At 59.9% G+C, this 18986-nt stretch carries 14 protein-coding genes; 7 read left to right on the plus strand and 7 right to left on the minus strand.

What is annotated here, in order from left to right; translation table 11 throughout:
- The first annotated feature begins 35 nt into the window (after positions 1–35).
- Together AOP6_RS14830 and AOP6_RS14835 are read left to right on the plus strand one after the other, a co-directional pair.
- Positions 36–503 carry a DUF3015 family protein gene (locus AOP6_RS14830; RefSeq protein WP_155877501.1) on the plus strand — a complete coding sequence of 156 codons (468 nt, stop codon included), beginning with the start codon at positions 36–38 and terminating at the stop codon, positions 501–503.
- Entirely contained in the window at positions 503–2437 is a 1935-nt protein-coding gene (locus AOP6_RS14835; RefSeq protein ID WP_155877502.1) for a DUF4105 domain-containing protein, read from the plus strand. The genes AOP6_RS14830 and AOP6_RS14835 overlap by 1 nt, the downstream gene beginning before the upstream one ends.
- Positions 2438–2460: 23 nt before the next feature.
- Here the strand turns inward: AOP6_RS14835 and AOP6_RS14840 are convergent, their stop codons facing one another.
- Positions 2461–4884, minus strand: coding sequence for a DUF3536 domain-containing protein (locus AOP6_RS14840; protein WP_213194643.1), 2424 nt, complete (start codon positions 4882–4884; stop codon positions 2461–2463).
- Positions 4885–5111: 227 nt separating this feature from the next.
- Between AOP6_RS14840 and AOP6_RS14845 the strand changes: the two genes are divergently transcribed.
- Together AOP6_RS14845 and AOP6_RS14850 are read left to right on the plus strand one after the other, a co-directional pair.
- A complete protein-coding gene (locus AOP6_RS14845; RefSeq protein WP_155877503.1) occupies positions 5112–6656 on the plus strand; it encodes a diguanylate cyclase in 1545 nt (514 codons plus the stop codon).
- A 49-nt stretch (positions 6657–6705) separates the two neighbouring features.
- Positions 6706–6924, plus strand: coding sequence for a dodecin (locus AOP6_RS14850; protein WP_155877504.1), 219 nt, complete (start codon positions 6706–6708; stop codon positions 6922–6924).
- 21 nt (positions 6925–6945) lie between these two features.
- On the opposite strand, the gene AOP6_RS14855 is transcribed toward AOP6_RS14850, so the two are convergent.
- Entirely contained in the window at positions 6946–7698 is a 753-nt protein-coding gene (locus AOP6_RS14855; RefSeq protein ID WP_155877505.1) for a tRNA threonylcarbamoyladenosine dehydratase, read from the minus strand.
- Between the two features lie 4 nt (positions 7699–7702).
- The gene (locus tag AOP6_RS14860) at positions 7703–8527 is read right to left on the minus strand and encodes a TatD family hydrolase (RefSeq protein WP_155877506.1); all 825 of its coding nucleotides are present in this window, start codon (positions 8525–8527) and stop codon (positions 7703–7705) included.
- A gap of 171 nt (positions 8528–8698) precedes the next feature.
- On the opposite strand from AOP6_RS14860, the gene AOP6_RS14865 reads away from it, so the two are divergent.
- Positions 8699–10360: a methyl-accepting chemotaxis protein gene (locus AOP6_RS14865; protein WP_213194644.1), complete on the plus strand. Its 1662-nt coding sequence runs from the start codon at positions 8699–8701 to the stop codon at positions 10358–10360.
- A gap of 73 nt (positions 10361–10433) precedes the next feature.
- Here AOP6_RS14865 and AOP6_RS14870 read toward each other — a convergent pair whose 3' ends face one another.
- From AOP6_RS14870 to AOP6_RS14885, 4 genes are read right to left on the minus strand one after another with little or no spacing between them, the layout of a single operon-like run.
- Entirely contained in the window at positions 10434–10625 is a 192-nt protein-coding gene (locus tag AOP6_RS14870; RefSeq protein ID WP_155877508.1) for a DUF2892 domain-containing protein, read from the minus strand.
- Positions 10622–13837, minus strand: a complete 3216-nt coding sequence (locus AOP6_RS14875) for an efflux RND transporter permease subunit (RefSeq protein WP_155877509.1) — start codon at positions 13835–13837, stop codon at positions 10622–10624. Before AOP6_RS14875 ends, AOP6_RS14870 begins: the two co-directional genes overlap by 4 nt.
- Positions 13834–14904, minus strand: a complete 1071-nt coding sequence (locus AOP6_RS14880; protein WP_155877510.1) for an efflux RND transporter periplasmic adaptor subunit — start codon at positions 14902–14904, stop codon at positions 13834–13836. Before AOP6_RS14880 ends, AOP6_RS14875 begins: the two co-directional genes overlap by 4 nt.
- Positions 14901–16217: a TolC family protein gene (locus tag AOP6_RS14885; RefSeq protein ID WP_213194646.1), complete on the minus strand. Its 1317-nt coding sequence runs from the start codon at positions 16215–16217 to the stop codon at positions 14901–14903. Before AOP6_RS14885 ends, AOP6_RS14880 begins: the two co-directional genes overlap by 4 nt.
- A gap of 253 nt (positions 16218–16470) precedes the next feature.
- Here AOP6_RS14885 and AOP6_RS14890 point away from each other — a divergent pair, with 253 nt between their 5' ends.
- Positions 16471–17520: a TRAP transporter substrate-binding protein gene (locus AOP6_RS14890; RefSeq protein WP_155877512.1), complete on the plus strand. Its 1050-nt coding sequence runs from the start codon at positions 16471–16473 to the stop codon at positions 17518–17520.
- Positions 17521–17752: 232 nt separating this feature from the next.
- Positions 17753–18793, plus strand: coding sequence for a TRAP transporter substrate-binding protein (locus AOP6_RS14895; protein ID WP_155877513.1), 1041 nt, complete (start codon positions 17753–17755; stop codon positions 18791–18793).
- The last annotated feature ends 193 nt before the right edge of the window (positions 18794–18986 follow it).

The raw sequence follows: 18986 nt of genomic DNA on the forward strand, positions 1-18986 counted from the left end.
TCATCGACCATTTCATCAAAAAGGAGGTTTATCACATGAAAAGAATTCTCGTAGCAACTCTGGCCCTTTCCCTTCTGGCCACCACGGCTTTTGCTGCCGGTCAAGCCGACAGAAACACGGGCTGCGGCCTCGGTTCCCTGCTGTGGGAAGGCAAGGCGGACGGGTCGGTTATCTCCCAGTCCCTGCAGGCGACCACCAACGGAACCTTCGGCAACCAGACCTTCGGCATCACCTCGGGTACCCTCGGCTGCGAGCAGCCAGCCAACATCATCAAGAATGACCGCGCTCTCGCCTTCACCCGCGACAACCTCGACCCGCTGGCTCGTGACATCGCTGCCGGCGGCGGTGAAACCCTGGAGACTCTCGCCGAACTGCTGGAAGTTCCTGCCGCTGAGCGCGCCAACCTCTACAGCCGCCTGCAGTCTAACTTCGAGCAGATTTTTGTCACCGGACAGGAAAGCAGCGCCGACGTTATCGACAGCATCATCACCATCGCAGGTTAATGCGTTTCGCTTTTCACGACACCGTACAGGCACCTGAAAAGGGCGGGCTCGGGATTTTCATTCTCCCGGGCCTTGCCCTTTTTCTGTGCCTGATTTTTATCGGCTCCGCCGTCCAGGCTGCTGAGATCAGCGCCGAAAGACTGCGCGAACGCGCTCGCCAGCAGCAGCTTCACCAGGATCCCTACTGGCTTACCTTGCTGCACTATCGCCCCTCTCTGCGGGGGCTGGGCAGCCTGATCGACGACCCCGACTTCTTTGTGGCGGACAACGGCAAGTGGGACGCCCAGGCGGAACTGGACGCCACCCTGCAGGCTTTCTTTGCACCACCATCTATCGACCAGTCCCCGGCCCGCTGCCGTTTTCCCGCCCGCTATGAATGGCTGAAAGAACAGCTGGGGGCCGAGGACGACGATTTCCCTGCCGCCACCTGCAGTGAACTCGACGAGGCCATCGCCCAGGTCGATCCCCGCTCGGCCGTCCTCATCTTTCCCGGCACCCACAACAACAGCCCTGCCTCCATGTTCGGGCACACCCTGATCATCATCGAAGGTCCCTACAAGAGCCGGCTGCTCTCCTACGCCGTCAACTATTCCGCCTTTACGGATGAAACCAACGGCTTCGCCTATGCGGTCAAGGGAATTTTCGGTCTTTACCGCGGCTACTTCTCGGTTCTTCCCTACTATCAGAAGCTGCGGGAATACAGGGATCTGGAACGACGGGATGTTTGGGAATATCCTCTCGATCTTGACGAGGACGAGACACGGCGCATGTTCCTGCACATTTGGGAGCTGAAAGACATCTACTCCGATTACTTCTTTTTCGATGAGAACTGCGCCTATCAACTGCTCTTCCTGCTGGAGGCAGCCCGTCCCGGCCTGACCCTCATCGACCACACCCGCCCCTGGGTCATCCCCATCGACACGGTACGGATTGTTCGCGAAGAGGGATTAATCGAAGCGAGCCTTTACCGTCCCTCCAAAGCCACCCGTATCGCGCGGATCGCCGCGCAAATGAGTGACGAGGAGCAAAAGACCACCTTGAGCCTGCTCGACGGCAGCATCGCGCCGACGGAACTGGCGGAGGCCGGGCTAAACCAGGCGGCTCAGATCCGGGCCCTGGACCTGGCCACCGAATCGGTCGAATTCAGCTACTTCAAAAAACAGCTCGGCCAAGACGAATACCGCTCCCGCTACATTGCCTTGTTGACCGCCCGCAGCAAGCTGGGACCGGCCAGCCCCGAGCCCGACTGGCAGGAGCCCGTGCGCCCCGACCGGGGGCATGGTTCCAACCGTTTCAGCCTGGGCACCGGTTTTCGGGCCGACGACTATTATCTGCAGGCCAAAATCCGTCCGGCCTACCACAATTTGCTGGATGCCGACGCCGGCTACATTGCTGGCTCGCAGATTGACTTCGCCGACCTGGTGCTGCGCTACTATCCCGAGGACAACCGGCTCAGACTTCATAACCTCAATCTCATCGAGATTGTCTCCCTGTCGCCACGCAGCCGTTTCTTCAAACCGATTTCCTGGAAAGTGAAGACCGGCCTCATTCAGCGGCCAGCCGATGACGGCGGCGACCATCTGGTCTACGAGCTGTCGCCGGGAGGGGGATTCAGCTATGGCAACGATGCCGTGCTGGGATACGGCATGGTGGAGACGGAGCTGCTGGTTTCAGGACACTTTCGCGACAGCTTCGCCCTGGGGGGCGGTGGTTCCCTGGGGGTGCTGGTCAACCTGGCCGACCGCTGGAAAGTCCATGCCGCCGCCCGGCACATCTGGCACGAAGCGGGTGACCCTCACCGCAGCGCCGAGGCCCGGCTGGACCAGACCCTGGTCACGGGAAGATCCAGCAGCCTGACCCTGAATCTATCCAGGCAGAAGGTCCATGGACGCTACCTGACCGATGCTGGGCTGAACTGGAACTTCTTCTGGTAGGCGGCTTAAGCCGCCGCCCCTCTTCACCGAAGCCTCACCTTGAGAAATCCGGCCAGCTCTTCGAAAGAGGCCAGCCAGCGACGCGCTTTCTTGTCGCCGGCCGCCGCCCGCCGTTCCATCTCCGCCGTCAGCGTTCTGTGCAAGCCGAAACAGATGTTCTGCGCCTTCCAGAGGTCGACCTGGAGCGGGGGCCGGGTCATACAGGCCGCCAGCTCGACGGCCGTCTCCAGACGGTCGGGATCTTCCTCTTCGCCCGGCAACCGTTCCAGCTCGGCGGTCAGTCGACGCTCCGCCCGGTAATCGAGCAGAGGCTGTTCCAGGGCTAACCCTAACAGCTCGATTTCGGCCAGGGTCTGCCGGAATTGGTTCGCCTCAAAGGGTTCCTCGTCCAGCATCGTTCGTAATTGCCTGTTCAACACAAAACCGACAGGCAAAGCCAGCTGGGACGGCGCCGGCATGTCGATGCCATGCAGAAAGCGCATGAGGACGTAGTGTTCGTCATGGACCTCCTGAAAAGATGTCTCGATTTCCCGCAGCGTCTCGCGCAGAATCTTGTCCATGACCAGTCTCTGATCATCTCGAAAAAGATGCTCCAGGCCAAAGGTTCCCTGCGGAAAGAGGTGGTCCAGCAGGCGGAGAACCCGAGGGATGTCTCCTTGTCGGAACGCCTCGACCACCTTGTCTGCCGCGACAGCCGTTTCTCCTGCTTCGGCTGAGCTTCTTACGCCGGCCACCAGGCTGTGTCCGCCCAAATAAAGCGCGTGGAAGGTAAAATCCCCCTCCTTGCGGGTCGCCCGGGAGCGGATGACGACACGGCCGCAAGCCAGCTTCATCTTGCCGGCCCGATACTCGTCATATTGTCGTCTTTGCGTCGAATAACTGTACATTTGCCCGTCGGCACCAGCCTGGAAGAGGGAAAGCATAGCGTGGTGGGCGGCGACTCGGGCCAGGTCCACCCGCATGGGCTTGACCGCCTGACGATAGATGGTGCCGCCGTCCTGCCAGGCTGCCACATTGCTTCGCGCCGCCCCGAGCCGCTGGATAAAGGTCTCCTCCAAAGGCCGGGCACCGATATCCTCGGCCAGCTGCAGGGCGCGACTGGCGTAGGCCAGAACCTGCACCGTCTCTATGCCCGAGATATCATTGAAGAACCAGCCGCAGCTGGTGAACATCAACATGGCGTGGCGCTGCATTTCCAGCAGCGCCAGAGCCTTGGAGCGCTCCGCCACACTCAGCCGGTGAACGGCCTGGGCATCCAGCCACAAATCGATCCGGTCTTCGGCCGGGTCGAGCAGCAAGTCGATGTAGTGGTCCCGGCTCTGCCAGGGGTCACGTAGAAGCGCTTTGCCTTCCTGTTCAAACACAATGGCCAGCTCATCTCGCAGCCAGTCCAGCGCTTCGCGCAGCGGCCGCCGCCACTGCTGGTTCCAGCCCGGTTTTCCCCCCGTGTGACAGCCACAGTCAGACCGCCAGCGCTCGACACCGTGGCTGCAGCTCCAGGACGAGTTTTCCTCGATTTCCACCTCATGGGTCGGCGGATGTTTTTCCAGGTATTCCCCATAGATCGTCACCCGAGCGAACCGGGAGGTGTCGACGTGACGCAAGGCATAGGCCAGAGCCATCTCGCCAAAAAGATGATGGTGCCCATAGGTCTCGCCATCGGTGGCAATATGGGCCAGCTGGGGCTCGGCCGACGAGACCAGGGTGCCCGTCAGGCGGTCGGCCAGGGTCTCCCCGCGCTTGAGCAGATCGGAAAAAGCCACTTCCTGGGCAATCGCGCCGTCATAGAAGAAGATCGTGAGACTTTGCCCGTCCGGCAGACGACAGAGATAGGGGCGGCGCGGATCGACTCGACCGCCGCGCACATCCTGCCAGCGCTTTTCGGTGAGGCCCTTCACCCTCGCCGCCTGGCGGGGGGCCAGCACGGTAAAGCGGATGCCGTTCGTAGCCAGCATCTGCAGGGTTTCCAGGTCGACAGCCGTTTCCGGCAGCCACATCCCCTCCGGCTTCCGCCCGAAACGATGGCGAAAGTCACGGATCCCCCACAGGATCTGGGTCTGTTTGTCACGACGATTGGCCAGCGGCATGATCAGGTGACTGTAGGCCTGCGCCATGGCCGCCCCGTGGCCGGAAAAACGCTCTTGGCTCAGCCGGTCCGCCTCCAGAATGGCCGCATGGATTTCGGGCCGGCACCGCTGAAACCAGCGCAGCAAGGTCGGCCCAAAATTGAAGCTGATGCGGGCATAGTTGTTGACGATATCCTGAATGTAGCCTTCGTCGTCGAGAATGCGAGCCGCCGAGTTCGGCTCGTAACACTGTTCGGTGATGCGCTCGTTCCAGTCGTGGTAGGGCTGGGCACTGTCCTGCTGCTCAATGTGGTCGAGCCAGGGGTTTTCCCGGGGGGGCTGATAAAAATGGCCGTGTATGCATAGGTATTTTTCCATCATTCCCATCTGCCGTCTTGAAAGTTACCGTCCGTTGCCTCTCCTGCATTCTAACAGCCCCGCCTGCCCCAGCAAGGCGCGAAGAACAGAACTCACGAGACAACCACGATTTTTCTTTTATTTAATGCGGACTTGTGGCAGTATCCGCTATTGGCGACAAAAACGCTAGGGTATACGCCTTGCTTCAACCGGTTCCAAAGGATAGAGAGTTGCCACCCCTTGATCGTTTTATGAAAATAAACAGTAAACACTATGCATGCACTCTTTTTACCCTGGGCGGGGCCCTCCTGCTCTGTCTTCTGACCCTGGCCCATGAATATTTCCTGCACCCTGAACCCATTCTGTTCAGCCATCTGTGGATTTCCGGCCTGGCTGGCGGCCTGATTGGGGCTTGGATCGGCAGGCGCGGCCAGCTGGCGCACGGTACCTTGGATTCCCTGCGGGAAAGCGAAGAGCGCTACCGCGATCTCTTCGAGAACGCCAACGACCTCATCCAGTGCGTCGGTGCCGACGGCCGCATCCTCTATGCCAACCGCGCCTGGCGGCAGACCCTGGGCTACGAGGAGGAAGAACTTCGCCATCTGAACATGCTCGACTTTATCCACCCGGACAGCCGCAGCCACTGCCTCGACATTTTTCAACGCCTGCAGGAGGGGCAAAGCGAGGCGTGCGGCGAATTTCAGTTCATCAGCAAGGACGGGCGCGCGATCAGGGTCGAGGGCAACTGCAACTTTCGCTTTGAAAACGGGCGCGCGGTTTCGTCCCGCGGCATCTTCCGGGACATCACCAGCCGCCATCAGATCGAAACGGCCCTGCTCGAAAGCGAGGAATCGCTCTCCCGCTCTCTCGCCTTTACACGCACCATCCTCAACAGCATGAACGATGCCATTGCCATCATCGATGTGGAAGACCGAATTCTGCTGGGCGCCAACAATGTGCTGCTTCAATCCCTGGGCAAAGAGGAGCATGAAATTATCGGCAGAAAATGTGCTGAGATCACCTGCCTGGGTTCAGCCCCCTGCGACGCGGCCGACAAGCCCTGTCCTCTGCACCTGGTGCTGGAGACCGGCGAACACTGCCAGGTCGAACATGCCTACCAAGATCAGCAAGGGCATCTCCGCTATGCCGAAATCTCCGCCTCGCCCGTCAGGGACAAGGAAGGAAAGATCGTCCATGTGGTGCAGGTGAAAAAAGACATCACCCAGCGCAAAAACGCCGAACTGAGGGTCAAGCAGCTGGCCTATTTCGATTCCCTCACCGGCCTGCCCAACCGGCTGCTGCTGCTGGACCGTCTGAGCCAGGCCTTGGGCCGGGCCCGGCGGGACGAACTCAAGGTGGGCGTCCTTTTTCTCGACCTGAACGGCTTCAAAGCCATCAACGATACCCTCGGCCACGAAAAGGGAGACATGGTGCTCAAGGAAGTTTCCAGACGGCTGAAAAGCTGCGTTCGCGCCACGGATACAGTGGGGCGCCTCGGCGGCGACGAGTTTGTCGTGGTAATTGCCGGCATTCAGGACATCGAAGTCGTCCGGGAGATCGGCGCCAAGATTCTGGACAGTCTCTCCCGCCCTATTTCCCTCGACGGTCTCAACCTTTCGGCCACGCCGAGCATCGGCGCCGCTATCTTCCCCGATCATGGCGCTAACGCCGGCTCTTTGCTGCGTGTGGCCGACCAGGCCATGTATCAGGCCAAAGAGATGGCGAACGACCAGATCCTCTTTTACGATCCCGCTGGCGAGGCGGCTGCCCAGGCCCCGGCGCTCCCTTTACATTAGTCCGGCAGCTGATACTATTGCCCTAAAATCCGACCAGAAGGAGGGCATCATGACCTACGGCGCAGAACGGACCTACAAGAAGGTAGAAGTCATCGGAGTTTCCGGCCAAAGTATCGAGGCGGCCATTCAGGCGGCGGTTGGCCGCGCCCACAAGACGCTGGAAGGCCTCTCCTGGTTTGAAGTGCAGGATATTCGCGGTCATGTCGGACCCGACGGACAAGTCAGTGAATACCAGGTCGTCCTGAAGGTCGCCTTTGAACTGAAATAGGATGGCGGCGGTCCGACGGGCTCAGGGCTCTGCCGACAGCAGGGCGCGGATGACTTCGCCGGCCATGGTCATGCCGAAAATAGGCGGCAGGTAGGAAGAGCTCCCCAGTAGAAGCTTGGTGAAATCCGGCGTGCCGCGGCCATCGCCCCGGCCGCCGATGGCTGGCAGCTGGCCCGGCGGCGGCTCATATTCTTCTGTCGAATAGACGACCTGGATGCCGGAGGTGATGCCGCGACGCCGCAGCTCTTTGCGAAGGACTCGCGCCAGCCGGCATTTCTGGGTGTGAAAGAGGTCGCCGACACTGATTTTGGACGGGTCGAGCTTGTTGCCGGCCCCCATGGCCGAGATGACCGGCAGTTCCCGCTGGCGACAGCTTTGCAGCAGGTGCAGCTTGGACGTAATCGTGTCGATACAGTCGAGCACGTAGTCATATCCCCGGCTGAGAAGTTCTTCCGCCGTGGCGCTGTCGTAAAAGACCTTCAGTGGCTCCACCTGCACGGCCGGGTTGATGGCCTCGCAGCGCCTGGCCATCACGGCCACTTTGGCCTGACCCAGCGTGCCCTCCAGGGCATGAATCTGGCGATTGATATTGCTGGGATTGATGACGTCAAAATCGACCAGGGTCAGGCGACCGACCCCGCTGCGGGCCAGCGCCTCCACGGCGTAACTGCCCACGCCGCCGACCCCGAACACGGCTACGGAGGCCTGGGCCAGCCTCTGCAAACCTGTTGATCCTACGAGAAGTTCCAGCCGACTGAAACGGTGCTCTTCCATTGTTTTAGGTCCATCCTTTCCTGCGAAAATACGGTTTCCCCTCTTCCTTCTGTACCAGATTCAGAATGCGCTTGGCATTGGCCGTGGTAGTGACCGCGGTCTGTGCCAGGGTCCACCCCCTGAGATGCGCCACCCGCTCTGCAATGAGGGGAAGGTAGGAGGGGCGGTTGTCCTCCTGTCGGTGAGGATGAGGGGAGAGATCCGGCGCATCCGTCTCCAGCACGATCCACTCCTCCGGCAGCGCCGACAGCACCTCGGGCCCCCGCCGGGCTTCCGGGTAGGTCAGGGGACCGCCGAAACCGATGGCGAAATGGAGCTTTACCGCCTGCAGGGCCGTTTCCCGGCTGCCGGAAAAGCCGTGAAAGATCCCGCCGACCTTTTGGGCGTCTTCCTGGTGCAGAATGTCCAGCAGACGCGCGGTGGCTTTGCGGCAGTGGATGAGCAGGGGCAGTCCCGCCTCGACCGCCAGGCGAATCTGGTGCCGGAAGGCTTTTTCCTGCTGTTCCGGCGATACCCCCTGAATAAGGCCGTCCAGCCCGACCTCGCCGACGGCGACGACGGCAGGATTCGCCAACAGCGCGGCCAGCGCCTTGGCCACCCCGGCATTCCAATCGGCGGCCGCCAGCGGATGGACACCCGGCGCTGCCAGGGCCTCGGGAAAATGGCCGACGGTTTGCAGCAGTCGCGGCCAGTCCCGGGGATGCACGCCGGGAACCAGAAAGGCGCCCACCCCGGCCCTACGGGCCAGACACACCTCACGCTGAATCATCGGTTCGTCGCCGAGGGCATCGAGATGGATATGGGTGTCGAAGTACACCGGTTCGCTCATGGCGCCAGATGCTATCACAATGGGGGGCCCGGCGAAAGATTCCTTTGTTTTCCCACTTGCCACATGCGCCTTTCTATGTTAGGTCTAACAGACTGAAATTGCGCCATTAACGTCATTTTTTCTGCGAAAGGATTTTCCATGGACCCCTTGGGAACCCCGCAGTTTTCCACCATGAAAAAAGTATTTCTCATCACCCTGTCCGCCGGGCTGGTGGCCGGGGCCGTTTTTCCGCTCTTTGCCGCTTTGATCATTGGTCGGCAAGCGGTCAGCCTGCCTTTTATCGCCGCCTGCCTGTGCATGGGGTTGACCCTCGGCGCCCTGATCTACCTGTTCATCCGTCTTACCCTGCAGAAGATTTTCCGCCAGCTGCTCAGTCGCCTTCATCCCCTGGCCGGTGGCAATCTTCATGTTGAGGGCGACACGGTGGAAGCCCTGAATGGAGCCGTCGAAAAGGCGGTCTGCAAAGCCGAAAAGCTGGTCGACAATCTGCTCTCCTCCGTCGACGAGATCAACTCCCTGTACCGCTCCATGGCCGAATCAAGCCACTATCTCTCCGAAAGAGCCCGGGAAGGACTGGCCGCCGCCATCGATACGCACCGGGACGTGCAGTCCATGGATGACAAGCAGCAGCAGATCACCGAGCAGATGGAAATTCTTTCCCATCGCACCCAGGATGAATCCGCCCTGTCCCGTCAGCTGTTCGCTTCTCTCGAGCAGATGTCGACCGCCATCGACCATTCCACGGCCCAGTTCATGGAGACAACGACCAGCGTGGAGGAAATGGCGGCCAGCGTCAAGGAGGTCGCCGGGCAGGCGGAAGAAATCTCCCGCGCCGTGGAAGAAACCTCCCATGACCTCGATTCCATCGGTGACTCCCTGGCCAAAATTCACACCGGGTCCCTGGCCAGCGCTCAGGCCGCCAACACGGTCAGGAAGGATGCCGAAGACGGCCTGCGAGTGGTACGGACCTCGATCGAGGAGATGGAACGCATCGACCGCGAAAGCCAGAAAACCCGGGAAGCCATGGGTCGTCTTTCCCGGCAGACCGGCGACGTCGTCAAAATTATCGAGGTCATCAAGGAACTGGTTTCAGATACGGAACTGCTCGCTTTCAATGCCGCCATCATTGCCGCCAAGGCCGGCGAAGAAGGCAAGGGCTTTTCCGTCGTGGCGGAGGAGATCCGCGACCTGGCCGACCGGACGACCACCAGCGCCACCGATATCCATCACATCGTCAAGGCCATTCAGGGGGACACCAAGGAGATGACGGAAGCGGTGGAAGCAACCAGCAAACGGATTTCGCGGGGGAGGGAACTGTCCCTGTCCACCGGGGAGGCCCTGAACAAGATACTCAAAAGCTCCAGCCAGGCGGCCGACAGTTCCGACGAAATCGCCAACCTGACCGCCCGTCAGGGCGAACGGGCCAAGGCCCTCATTCATGAAGCGGGAGCGAGTCTGCGTTCCGTCAGAGCCATCGCCCGCGCGCAGAATGAGCAGCAGATCGCCATCAGCCGCATCATGGAAGGGGTCAACCAGATGAATGCCGCCGCCGTGCAGATCCGCCGGGGCATGGAAGAACAGGTCAAGGCCAATCGCGAGTTTGACCGCAGTCTGGCCGAGCGCGAGCAGCAGTTCCTGGCCATCAACGAGGCCGCGCGTTTTCTGCGGGAGACCTCCACGCGGGTTTTCGCTCACTTCGCCCGCTCCGAACAACGGCTGCGGGGGAACGCCGACAAAGGCGCCGCGCTCTCCAGAGAGATCCACAGCCTGGAGTCCCTGGTTCGCAACCTGCGCCAGCTGGCCGATGCCTACCGGCGGGATGACGAAGGCTAGAAGCCAAACCGCCCACACCAAAAAACCGGAGATACCCTCGAGGATATCTCCGGTTTTTTATTCGCCGACAGCCTTACTTGTCCGGAACTCCCAGTTTGCGCAGAATGGTCATCAAAGGACACCAGTTGGTGAAAGCGCTCTGCAGCAGGTTCAGCCCGACAAAGGCCGTAAACCACAGCCAGTGGGGCGAATGCACCCGCGACAGCATCAGGCTCAGCAAGATAAAAAACCCCGCCGCCATCCGCAAATATCTGTCTACTGTCATGGTCTATATCTCCTCTCATGTTGTTCGGCGTTTTTCCCGTAAACCAGCCAGTACACTACCGGTATCACCACCAGGGTAAAGGCGGTCGACGCAAAAACCCCGAAGATGATCGACCAGGCCAGCCCGGAGAAGATCGGATCGAGGGTGATGATCCAGTTCCCCAGCAGGGCGGCGCCGGCCGTCAGCAGAATGGGGCGCAGCCGCACGGCCCCGCTCTCGATAATCGCCTCTTTGAGGGATGCGCCTCGCTTGAGGGCATGGTGGATGAAGTCGATGAGAATGATGGAGTTACGCACCACGATCCCGGCCAGGGCAATCATGCCGATCATGGCGGTCGCCGTGAAAAAGACCGGGTTGTCGTACCCTCCGACAGGGCGGTCCATGATGAGGTTCAGCAGCCAGAAGCCCGGCATGATACCGATCATGGTCAAGGGGATAGCGCCCATGATAATCAGCGGCAGCACATACGAACCGGTCTCGATCAGCAGCAGGATGAAAATGAGGATGAGGGCGGCGCCAAAGGCGATGCCCAGATCGCGGAAGGCATCCACGGTGATCTTCCATTCTCCCTCACCGCCCCAGACCACCCTGGCCCCCTCGGGCAGGGGGTTTTCCTTGAAATGCGAGGAAAGATTCAGGATCGCATTGACCGGACTCTTGCCGGCCATTTCGCCAAAGACATAGACGACCCGCTCCAGGTTTTTGTGATAAATGGTCGGTTCCAGTACTTCCTCTTCAAAATGACCGAGTTCGGACAGGCGCACCATCTTCCCCGAGGGGGTCCGTATCTGCAGTCCTTCGAGGGCTGCCAGCGAGGAGCGTTCGTCCAGGGGGAGACGCAGCATGATGTGCAGGGGGTGCCGCTCACTGGGAAGATGGACTGCACCGACCTTTTCGCCGGCCAGCGCCAGGGCCAGCGTCTGCGCGATCTGGGCGTCGCTCACCCCCGACAGGGATGCACGGGTCCGGTCAGGCACGAACTGAAAGCGCCGTTGCGGAGCCTCGACGGAATCGTCCACATCGACGACCTTATCCTCCGTGGCCATGCGCTCCTTGACCAGACGGGCGGCGGCGATCTGTTCAGCGTACGACAGGCCCGGCTCCGCATACACCTCAGCCGCCAGGGTGCTGATGACCGGCGGTCCCGGCGGCACCTCGACAAGCTTGAGCAGGGCCCCGTGGGCGGCGGCGATACGGGTCAGATCGTCCCGCAGCCGCAGCGTGATGGCATGGCTCTGCTGTGCCCTACGTTCCTTGTGGGCCAGATTGACGCGGATATCGGCCAGGTTGGGCGCTTGGCGCAGGTAGTAGTGCCGCACCATGCCGTTGAAGTCCATGGCGCTGGCTGTCCCGACATAGGACTGGAAATCAGTGACCTCGTTGACCGTCACCAGGTAGTCTTCCAGAGCCCGCACCGCCCGATCCGTCTCTTCCAGCGTGGCCCCTTCCGGCAGATCGACCACCAGCTGAAACTCGTTCTTGTTGTCGAAGGGAAGCATCTTCAGCGGCACCAGGTTGAAGGCCGGCATGGCGACCGAGCCCAGAAAGAGCAGCACTACCAGGCCCACCAGCAGCCAGGCACGACCGCGGGACTCCAGAAAGGGGAGCATGAGGCGGCGATAGACCCGGTAGATGCGGCTTTCTTCCAGCACATACTCTTTTTCCTGCTTGCCGTACTCCCCCTTGAGGACATGGTAGGTCATCCAGGGTGTCACCGTGAAGGCCACCAGCAGGGACATGACCATGGTCAGCGGCACGTTCACCGCCATAGGTCGCATATAGGGCCCCATCATACCGGTAATAAAGAGCATGGGAAGGAAAGAGACAATAACGGCCAGGGTCGCCAGAATCACCGGCGGGCGCACCTCATCCACCGCGGTCAGCACCGCATCGCGGGGAGGCTCCTTCTTCATCTTGAAGTGCCGGTAGATATTCTCCACGTCAACGATGGGGTCATCGACCAGCAGCCCCAGGGCCAGCACGAGGGCAAAGAGGGTCACCCGGTTAATGGTGTAGCCGAACCAGTAATTGACCAGCAGGGTGAGAGAATAGATGATGGGAATGGAGACCGCGACAATCAGGGCCTCCCGCCAGCCAAGGGCGATGAAGATGAGAGCCAGCACGGTGACGATAGCGATCACCAGGTGCTTCATGAGCTCGTTGACCTTGTGGTTGGCCGTTTCACCGTAGTTGCGTGTGACCCGCAGCTCGATCTCTGCCGGAATGATCGTTCCCCGCATGGATTCCACCGCCTCGATGGCCTCCGCGGCCACCCGCACCGCATTGGTTCCCTTCTGCTTGGACACGGCGATGTGCACGGCCTGGTATTCCTTGCTGCGATCAGCCCCCGGTTCGGCCGGGCCAAAGCGCAGGCGGGTATAGCTCTTGACTTCCTCCATGCCATCTTCAACGACGGCCACATCCCGCAGAAAAACAGGTCTGCCATTCTGGACGCCGACGACCAGAGCTTCCATTTCGGCAGCGGAGCTCAGGAATGTACCGCCGCGCACGAGGACCTCTTCGTTGTTGCGCTGGAAGGAGCCGGCAGGCAGGTCCAGGTTGGCCGCCTGCAGGGCCCGTTTCAAGTCCAGCAGATCCAGGCCCCGCGCCGCCAGCGCGACGGCATCCACGGCCACCTGCACCTGGCGGGAATGACCCCCGATCACCGAAGTCACCGAGGTGTTCTTCACCGACTGCAGGCGGTCGACTACCTCTTCAGAGACCCGGCGCAAATCATAGGCGGACAGGGCTTCCGTATAGAGCGTCAGGTTAACAATGGGGACATCATCCACTTCCACCGGCTTGATGACCCAGCCGCTGACCCCCGGCGGCACAATATCGATGTGAGTGATAATCTTGTTGTGCAGCTTGACAAGAGAATCGATACGATCCTCGCCGACATAGAACCGTACGGTGACAATGGCCAGATCCGGGCGGGACATGGAATAGACGTATTCGACCCCGTCGACCTGCAGCAGTAGCTTCTCCAGGCGGGTAGATACCTGCTTTTCCACTTCCTCGGCGCTGGCACCGGGCATGTGTACGTAGACATCGGCCAACGGCACCACGATCTGTGGCTCTTCTTCCCGGGGCGTGAGCATGAGGGCGGCGATACCGGCAATAACCGAAAGCAGGATGAGGATGACCGACAGGTTGCCGTCGAGAAACTTGTCGACAATCCGGGTCGGCAGTGAGAGCTTTTTTTCCGTCATCGCGCCTCCTCGACCCTGGCGCCATGGCGGGCTTTTTCCACGTCATCGGCCAGGATGCGCTCCCCTGCGGAGAGTCCGGAGAGGATTTCCACCTCGTCACCGAGCTGACGACCTGTCTTCACCAGGCGGTAGTGCAAAATGTTTTTATCCAGGGCGTAGACTCCCGCCAGCTGGCCCCGTTGCAGAAGAGCCGAGCGGGGAATAAACAGGGTTGTCCGATCCGCGTCCGGTACGAACACCCGGGCGAAGAGCCCGGAAGTGAGTCCATCCTCGGCACCGAGAGCCACTTTGACCTGGAAGGTACGGCTCAGGGGATCGGCGGCTGGCAGCACTTCGGTAACGGCGCCTTCCAGTTGTCTTGAAAGGGAAGGAATCTCGACCCGAAGCCGGGTGCCGGAAACAAAACGGCCCGCATAGGATTCGGGCACATCTACCCTTACCCGCCAGGAGCCCTGGCGTTCGATTTCCAGCAGGGGGGTACCAGGCAGGATCGTGCTCCCTTCCTCGACCAGATGCCGCAGGACTCGGCCATCATAGGGGGCCAGGATACGGGTCTGGGCCGAAGAGATTCTGGCAGCCTCAACGGCCGCGGCGGCTGCCGCCTGTCCGTCCCGGGCCACGTTCAGGTCGGCCACTACCTGGTCCAATTCCTGGGGTGTTATCGCTTCTTTTTCAAACAGCCGCTGGTAACGGGCAAAAGTCTTTTCCGCCAGTTCCAAACGGGCTGTCGCCATGCCCAAAGCGCCTTCGGCCTCTTGCAATTTCCTGCCGGCCGTGTTGTCGCCAATGGTCGCCAGCAGTTCCCCCTTTTTCACCAGACTTCCTTCACGGGCTGCCAGGCGCAGAAGACGGCCGTCGGTACGTGCCGTGAGAAGGGCCCGGTCAGAACTTTCCACCGTCGCGACCAGGGCTCCCTCTTCCAGGGCCACCGACGTCGTCACGGTATGAAACCGCAGGTCCGTCAGGAGCGTCTCTTCCAAATCCGTCTGCCCTGGTGAAATCTTCCCGTCGCAGGCCGTCAGGAACAGAAGGGTCACCGCTGCGCAATAGGTCATCAGTTTTTTCACGGGTTCATCTCCTCGGTGGGCAGAAAAGTCTGCAAAAAGGTGCCCTGTTGAAAATGGCGGCTAGCCAGGGAAAAAATGAGTTGGGCCTCGGCCTGAATAGACTCCAGGCGAATGCGTTCCACGGCCGTCTGGGCCGCCAGCAGGTCGGCCATGTCCGTCAGACCTTCTGCGTAACGCTCCCTGAGCAGGCGCAGGCTTTCGGCGCCCTGAACCTCGCTTTGACGGGCCGTTTCCAGGTTCAGGCGGGCTTCTTCTATGCGACGCCCTGCCTCATCACTCTGCAGAGCCGCCTGACGAACCGCTTCCTGCCGCCGCCACTGCACTGCTTCACGGGTAGCCTCGGCCCGACTCCGGCTCTGCGAACGCCGGAAGCCGTCAAAAAGCTCCCAGGTCAGGCCGGCATGCAGCATCCAGCTTTCCGCTTCGGTGCCGAGAGGCGACGAGCCGTCGTGGAAAACATAGGAGGCACCAAGCCCCACTTTGGGGAAATAGGCCGCCCGGCTTTGCTTCACGGCCAGCCTGGCTTCTTCCTCCCGGAGGAACAAAGCCCTGATATCGCCTCGATCAATCTCAGAGTCGACGACAGGATCAGGAAAATCTTCCGGGCGCAGGGGACTGCCAAGACTGACATCGCTGCCATCACGCCCCAGAGCCAAGGCCAGGGCTTGGCGCGCCTGGGCGACGTCGTTGGATGCACGCCGCTCTTGACGCTGTGCATCCGCAAGAAAAACGGCCGCCTGCAAAGTATCCGCCTTCAGTCCCAGCCCTGCCGCCTGGCGCTCTTGAGCGAGGCGAAGCACTTCTTCAGCCTGACGGCGCGCGCTTGCTGCCCAGTCCTGCGCGCCCACGGCCTGCTGTAACCCCAGGTAAGCCCGCAGCAGGGCGAATCCAGCCTCTTCTTCGGCCCAGCGGGCCTGTTCATTGGCAGCGGCCGCCCCCTTTTGAGCGCGCCGATAGCCATAGGAGACATCCGGGTCATAAAGCACCTGATTCAGATCAAACCGTGTTTCGAAGTCCTTGCGATCATCAGGGTTATTGTAGTAATCAGCCCCCCGGATAAGGAGATCCTCCTGGTTCAGGCTGATAAAGAGACTGCTACCCGGTTCATTCGTCCAGGTAAATCTCTCGGAAAAGGTCAGGCTGGGGAGATAGCGGCTGCGCGCTTCCCCTGCCGCACCAACCGCCGCCTCGGCGTCCTTGCGGGCCGCTGCGGCAAAAGGCCGTGACTGGATTGCCTCCTGCAGGGCCGTTGAAAAATCGAGGGCTTCCGCCCAGATGGTGGTGGGCAACGACAATAGAAAGAATAGAAACAAGGACATCCTGGGGTGCATCAGGGCCACCTTTCATGTATGCAAAAAATAATATATATCTACATTTATATTATTAGTCAAGGGGGTCGCCCACAACAAAGGCCTCTTTAAAAGTATCCAACTTTCTGCGCACTGCAAGACAGATCCGCCCTTACGACGCATTGTTTTTTCTTGACCCCCCCTCAGGTTAAGCTTTAGTCTTCTTTCTCATGCTTCTTTTGCTCTTGCCATTTACGTACATTAAAAGGGGGTTTATATGAAAGTGCGCGCGCAACTCATCTTTCCTCTCGTTCTGCTGTTATTCTGCCTCACCGGAACCCTGGCTTCTGCTGCCAGCCAGCAGGAACTGCTGGACCAGTGGAAGCCGAAGTTCGATCCCAGCGGAGCCAAATACACCTATATTCTTTCCAACGTGGACCATCCGGCCATCGAGGGAATAGCCGTCGGCTACCATATTCGTGATCGCCTCTGGGAGCGCAGCAATGGGCAGATTTATGTGGATTTTCGCCCCTTCGCCCAGATGGGCGGCGAAAAGGATGTCATCAGTAAGCTTAAAATGGGCGCCGTGCAGGGGATGCTCTGCTCTTCAGTGGCCGCCGTCAATGTGGCCAGTACCCTCGGCATCGTCAACCTCCCCTTTGTCATCGACAGCTTCGACAAACTGGAGCGTTTCCGCAACGAACCCGAACTCTTCCGTCCTTTCAGCCTGAGCGGCGAATCCCAGGGGGTTAAGGTCGTCGACTTCACCGGCTACGGCACCTACGGTTGGGCGACCACCACACCGGTGCGGACACTGGCTGACGCCAACAACACCAATTTCCGCGTGGCCCAAGCCCCCGTCAATGCCGACATCTATAAAGCCTGGGGCCTCAAATTCACCGTCATGCCCTGGCCCGACGTACCACAGGCCTTGGCGACAGGCGTCATCAATGGCCTTGACCACACGCCCATTGTCTGCAGCATCACCAATAAATTTGACGTGGCCAAGTACTTCACCCGTCTCGACTATGCCCAGGGGCTGTACATCCACCTCATGAACAAGAAATGGTTCGACGCCCTCCCTGCCGATCTGCAAGCCATCATGCTGGAGGTTATTGCCGAAGAGAGCGCCAAGGCCCGCGCACTCACCCTGAAGCAGCAAGATGAGCAGATTGCCGCTGCCCAAAAACAGGGCATCGAATTTATCACCTTGTCACAGGCCGACCGCCAGAAGCTCGTGGAAAAGAGTGAGCCTGTCTACCAGAAATGGGGAGAAAAGATCGGGGCTGATTATCTGAAAAAGGTGCGCGAGACCCTGGCCCAGTAGCTCGGTGCACCCCTTCGAACAAATACCCGGGTGGCGAAAGACGTCTCTTTTGCCACCCGGTTTTTCATTATCCGCCAGTTTAACCTCCCCAAAAAAGTTTCCATACCTCCAAAATATCCGTTTTTACGAACTTTTCAGGCAAAACCTCTTTACTTTAAAACAGGGTTTGTACTAGCATAACTTCCTGCTTCAGCTTCCGACTCATATCATTTTTCGCCGCACAGGAGTTTCTATGAAAAAGTTCTCTTCGCTTCTGCTGACCCTCGTCGCTCTGACCTGGGCCGGGACTGCCCTGGCCGCAGACCCCAATGATCCCCTGGCCGCCTGGAAGCCTGCTTTTGATCCGAAAGGGGCCGAGTACACCTATATCCTCTCCAACGTCTCCCACCCCGCTATCGAAGGGGTCGGAGTCGGCTACCGTATTCGCGATAAAGTCTGGGAGCGCAGCGGCGGCCGCCTTTTTGTAGACTTTCGCCCCCTTTCCCAGCTTGGCGGCGAGAAGGATGTCATCAGCAAACTAAAAATGGGGGCCATTCAGGGGATGCTCTCCTCTTCCGTAGCTGCCGCCAATGTCTCTGACAAGCTCGGCATCGTCAACCTTCCCTACGTCGTCGACAGCTTTGACAAACTCGACCGTTTCCGTCAATCCGAGGAGCTCTTCGGCGAATTCAAGCAGAGTGCCCTGAGCAGTGGCATCATGGTCGTGGATATTACCGGCTACGGCACCTACGGCTGGGCCACCACCACCCCCGTGCGCAATCTGGAAGACGCTAAAAAAGTCAATTTCCGCATTGCCCAGGCGCCGGTGAATACCGATATCTACAAGAGCTGGGGTCTTAAATTTACCGTCATGCCCTGGCCGGACGTCCCCCAGGCCCTGCAGACCGGGGTTATCAATGGGCTGGACCACACGCCGATTGTGTGCAACATCACCAAGAAGTTCGATGTCGCCAAATACTTTACTCAGGTCGACTACGCGCAAGGCCTTTTTGTTCACCTGATGAACAAGCGCTGGTTTGACAAACTGCCGCAGGATCTGCAGACCGTTCTCATCGATGTCATCGAGGAAGAGAGTGCCGCCTCCCGCGACCGCACCAGAACTCAGCATGACGAACAGGTGGCGGCCGCCAAGGCCAAGGGGGTCGAATTTTTCGCCCTTTCCGCCGAGGACCGTGCCCGCCTGGTTGAAATGGCCGCTCCCGTATATGAATCCTGGGGAGCGAAGATCGGTCCCGACTACCTGCAAAAAGTACGCACTGTTCTTGGCCCCTAATCAGTTTACGGCAGGGCCCTGACGCTGTGCAGGGCCCTGCAAATTCCTTGATTTTGCTCCCTTCCTCCGCTATCCTGCCCGCATTTGCTGCTTTTTTACTGCCCAAAAGATCGACAAAACCACTATCGCCCGGCAATCCCGGCGGGACCGTCGGGGATTTCCAGTCGGGCTCTCATCCTGTGAAATGTGAGCC

Source organism: Desulfuromonas sp. AOP6 (genome assembly GCF_009731355.2).
GTDB lineage: Bacteria > Desulfobacterota > Desulfuromonadia > Desulfuromonadales > SZUA-540 > SZUA-540.

What these genes read in the sequence shown, in the direction of transcription:
- AOP6_RS14830 (WP_155877501.1), top strand. Translation starts at nt 36, where the DNA reads ATGAAAAGAATTCTCGTAGCAACTCTGGCCCTTTCCCTTCTGGCCACC.
- AOP6_RS14835 (WP_155877502.1), top strand. Translation starts at nt 503, where the DNA reads ATGCGTTTCGCTTTTCACGACACCGTACAGGCACCTGAAAAGGGCGGG.
- AOP6_RS14840 (WP_213194643.1), bottom strand. Translation starts at nt 4,884, where the DNA reads ATGATGGAAAAATACCTATGCATACACGGCCATTTTTATCAGCCCCCC.
- AOP6_RS14845 (WP_155877503.1), top strand. Translation starts at nt 5,112, where the DNA reads ATGAAAATAAACAGTAAACACTATGCATGCACTCTTTTTACCCTGGGC.
- AOP6_RS14850 (WP_155877504.1), top strand. Translation starts at nt 6,706, where the DNA reads ATGACCTACGGCGCAGAACGGACCTACAAGAAGGTAGAAGTCATCGGA.
- AOP6_RS14855 (WP_155877505.1), bottom strand. Translation starts at nt 7,698, where the DNA reads ATGGAAGAGCACCGTTTCAGTCGGCTGGAACTTCTCGTAGGATCAACA.
- AOP6_RS14860 (WP_155877506.1), bottom strand. Translation starts at nt 8,527, where the DNA reads ATGAGCGAACCGGTGTACTTCGACACCCATATCCATCTCGATGCCCTC.
- AOP6_RS14865 (WP_213194644.1), top strand. Translation starts at nt 8,699, where the DNA reads ATGAAAAAAGTATTTCTCATCACCCTGTCCGCCGGGCTGGTGGCCGGG.
- AOP6_RS14870 (WP_155877508.1), bottom strand. Translation starts at nt 10,625, where the DNA reads ATGACAGTAGACAGATATTTGCGGATGGCGGCGGGGTTTTTTATCTTG.
- AOP6_RS14875 (WP_155877509.1), bottom strand. Translation starts at nt 13,837, where the DNA reads ATGACGGAAAAAAAGCTCTCACTGCCGACCCGGATTGTCGACAAGTTT.
- AOP6_RS14890 (WP_155877512.1), top strand. Translation starts at nt 16,471, where the DNA reads ATGAAAGTGCGCGCGCAACTCATCTTTCCTCTCGTTCTGCTGTTATTC.
- AOP6_RS14895 (WP_155877513.1), top strand. Translation starts at nt 17,753, where the DNA reads ATGAAAAAGTTCTCTTCGCTTCTGCTGACCCTCGTCGCTCTGACCTGG.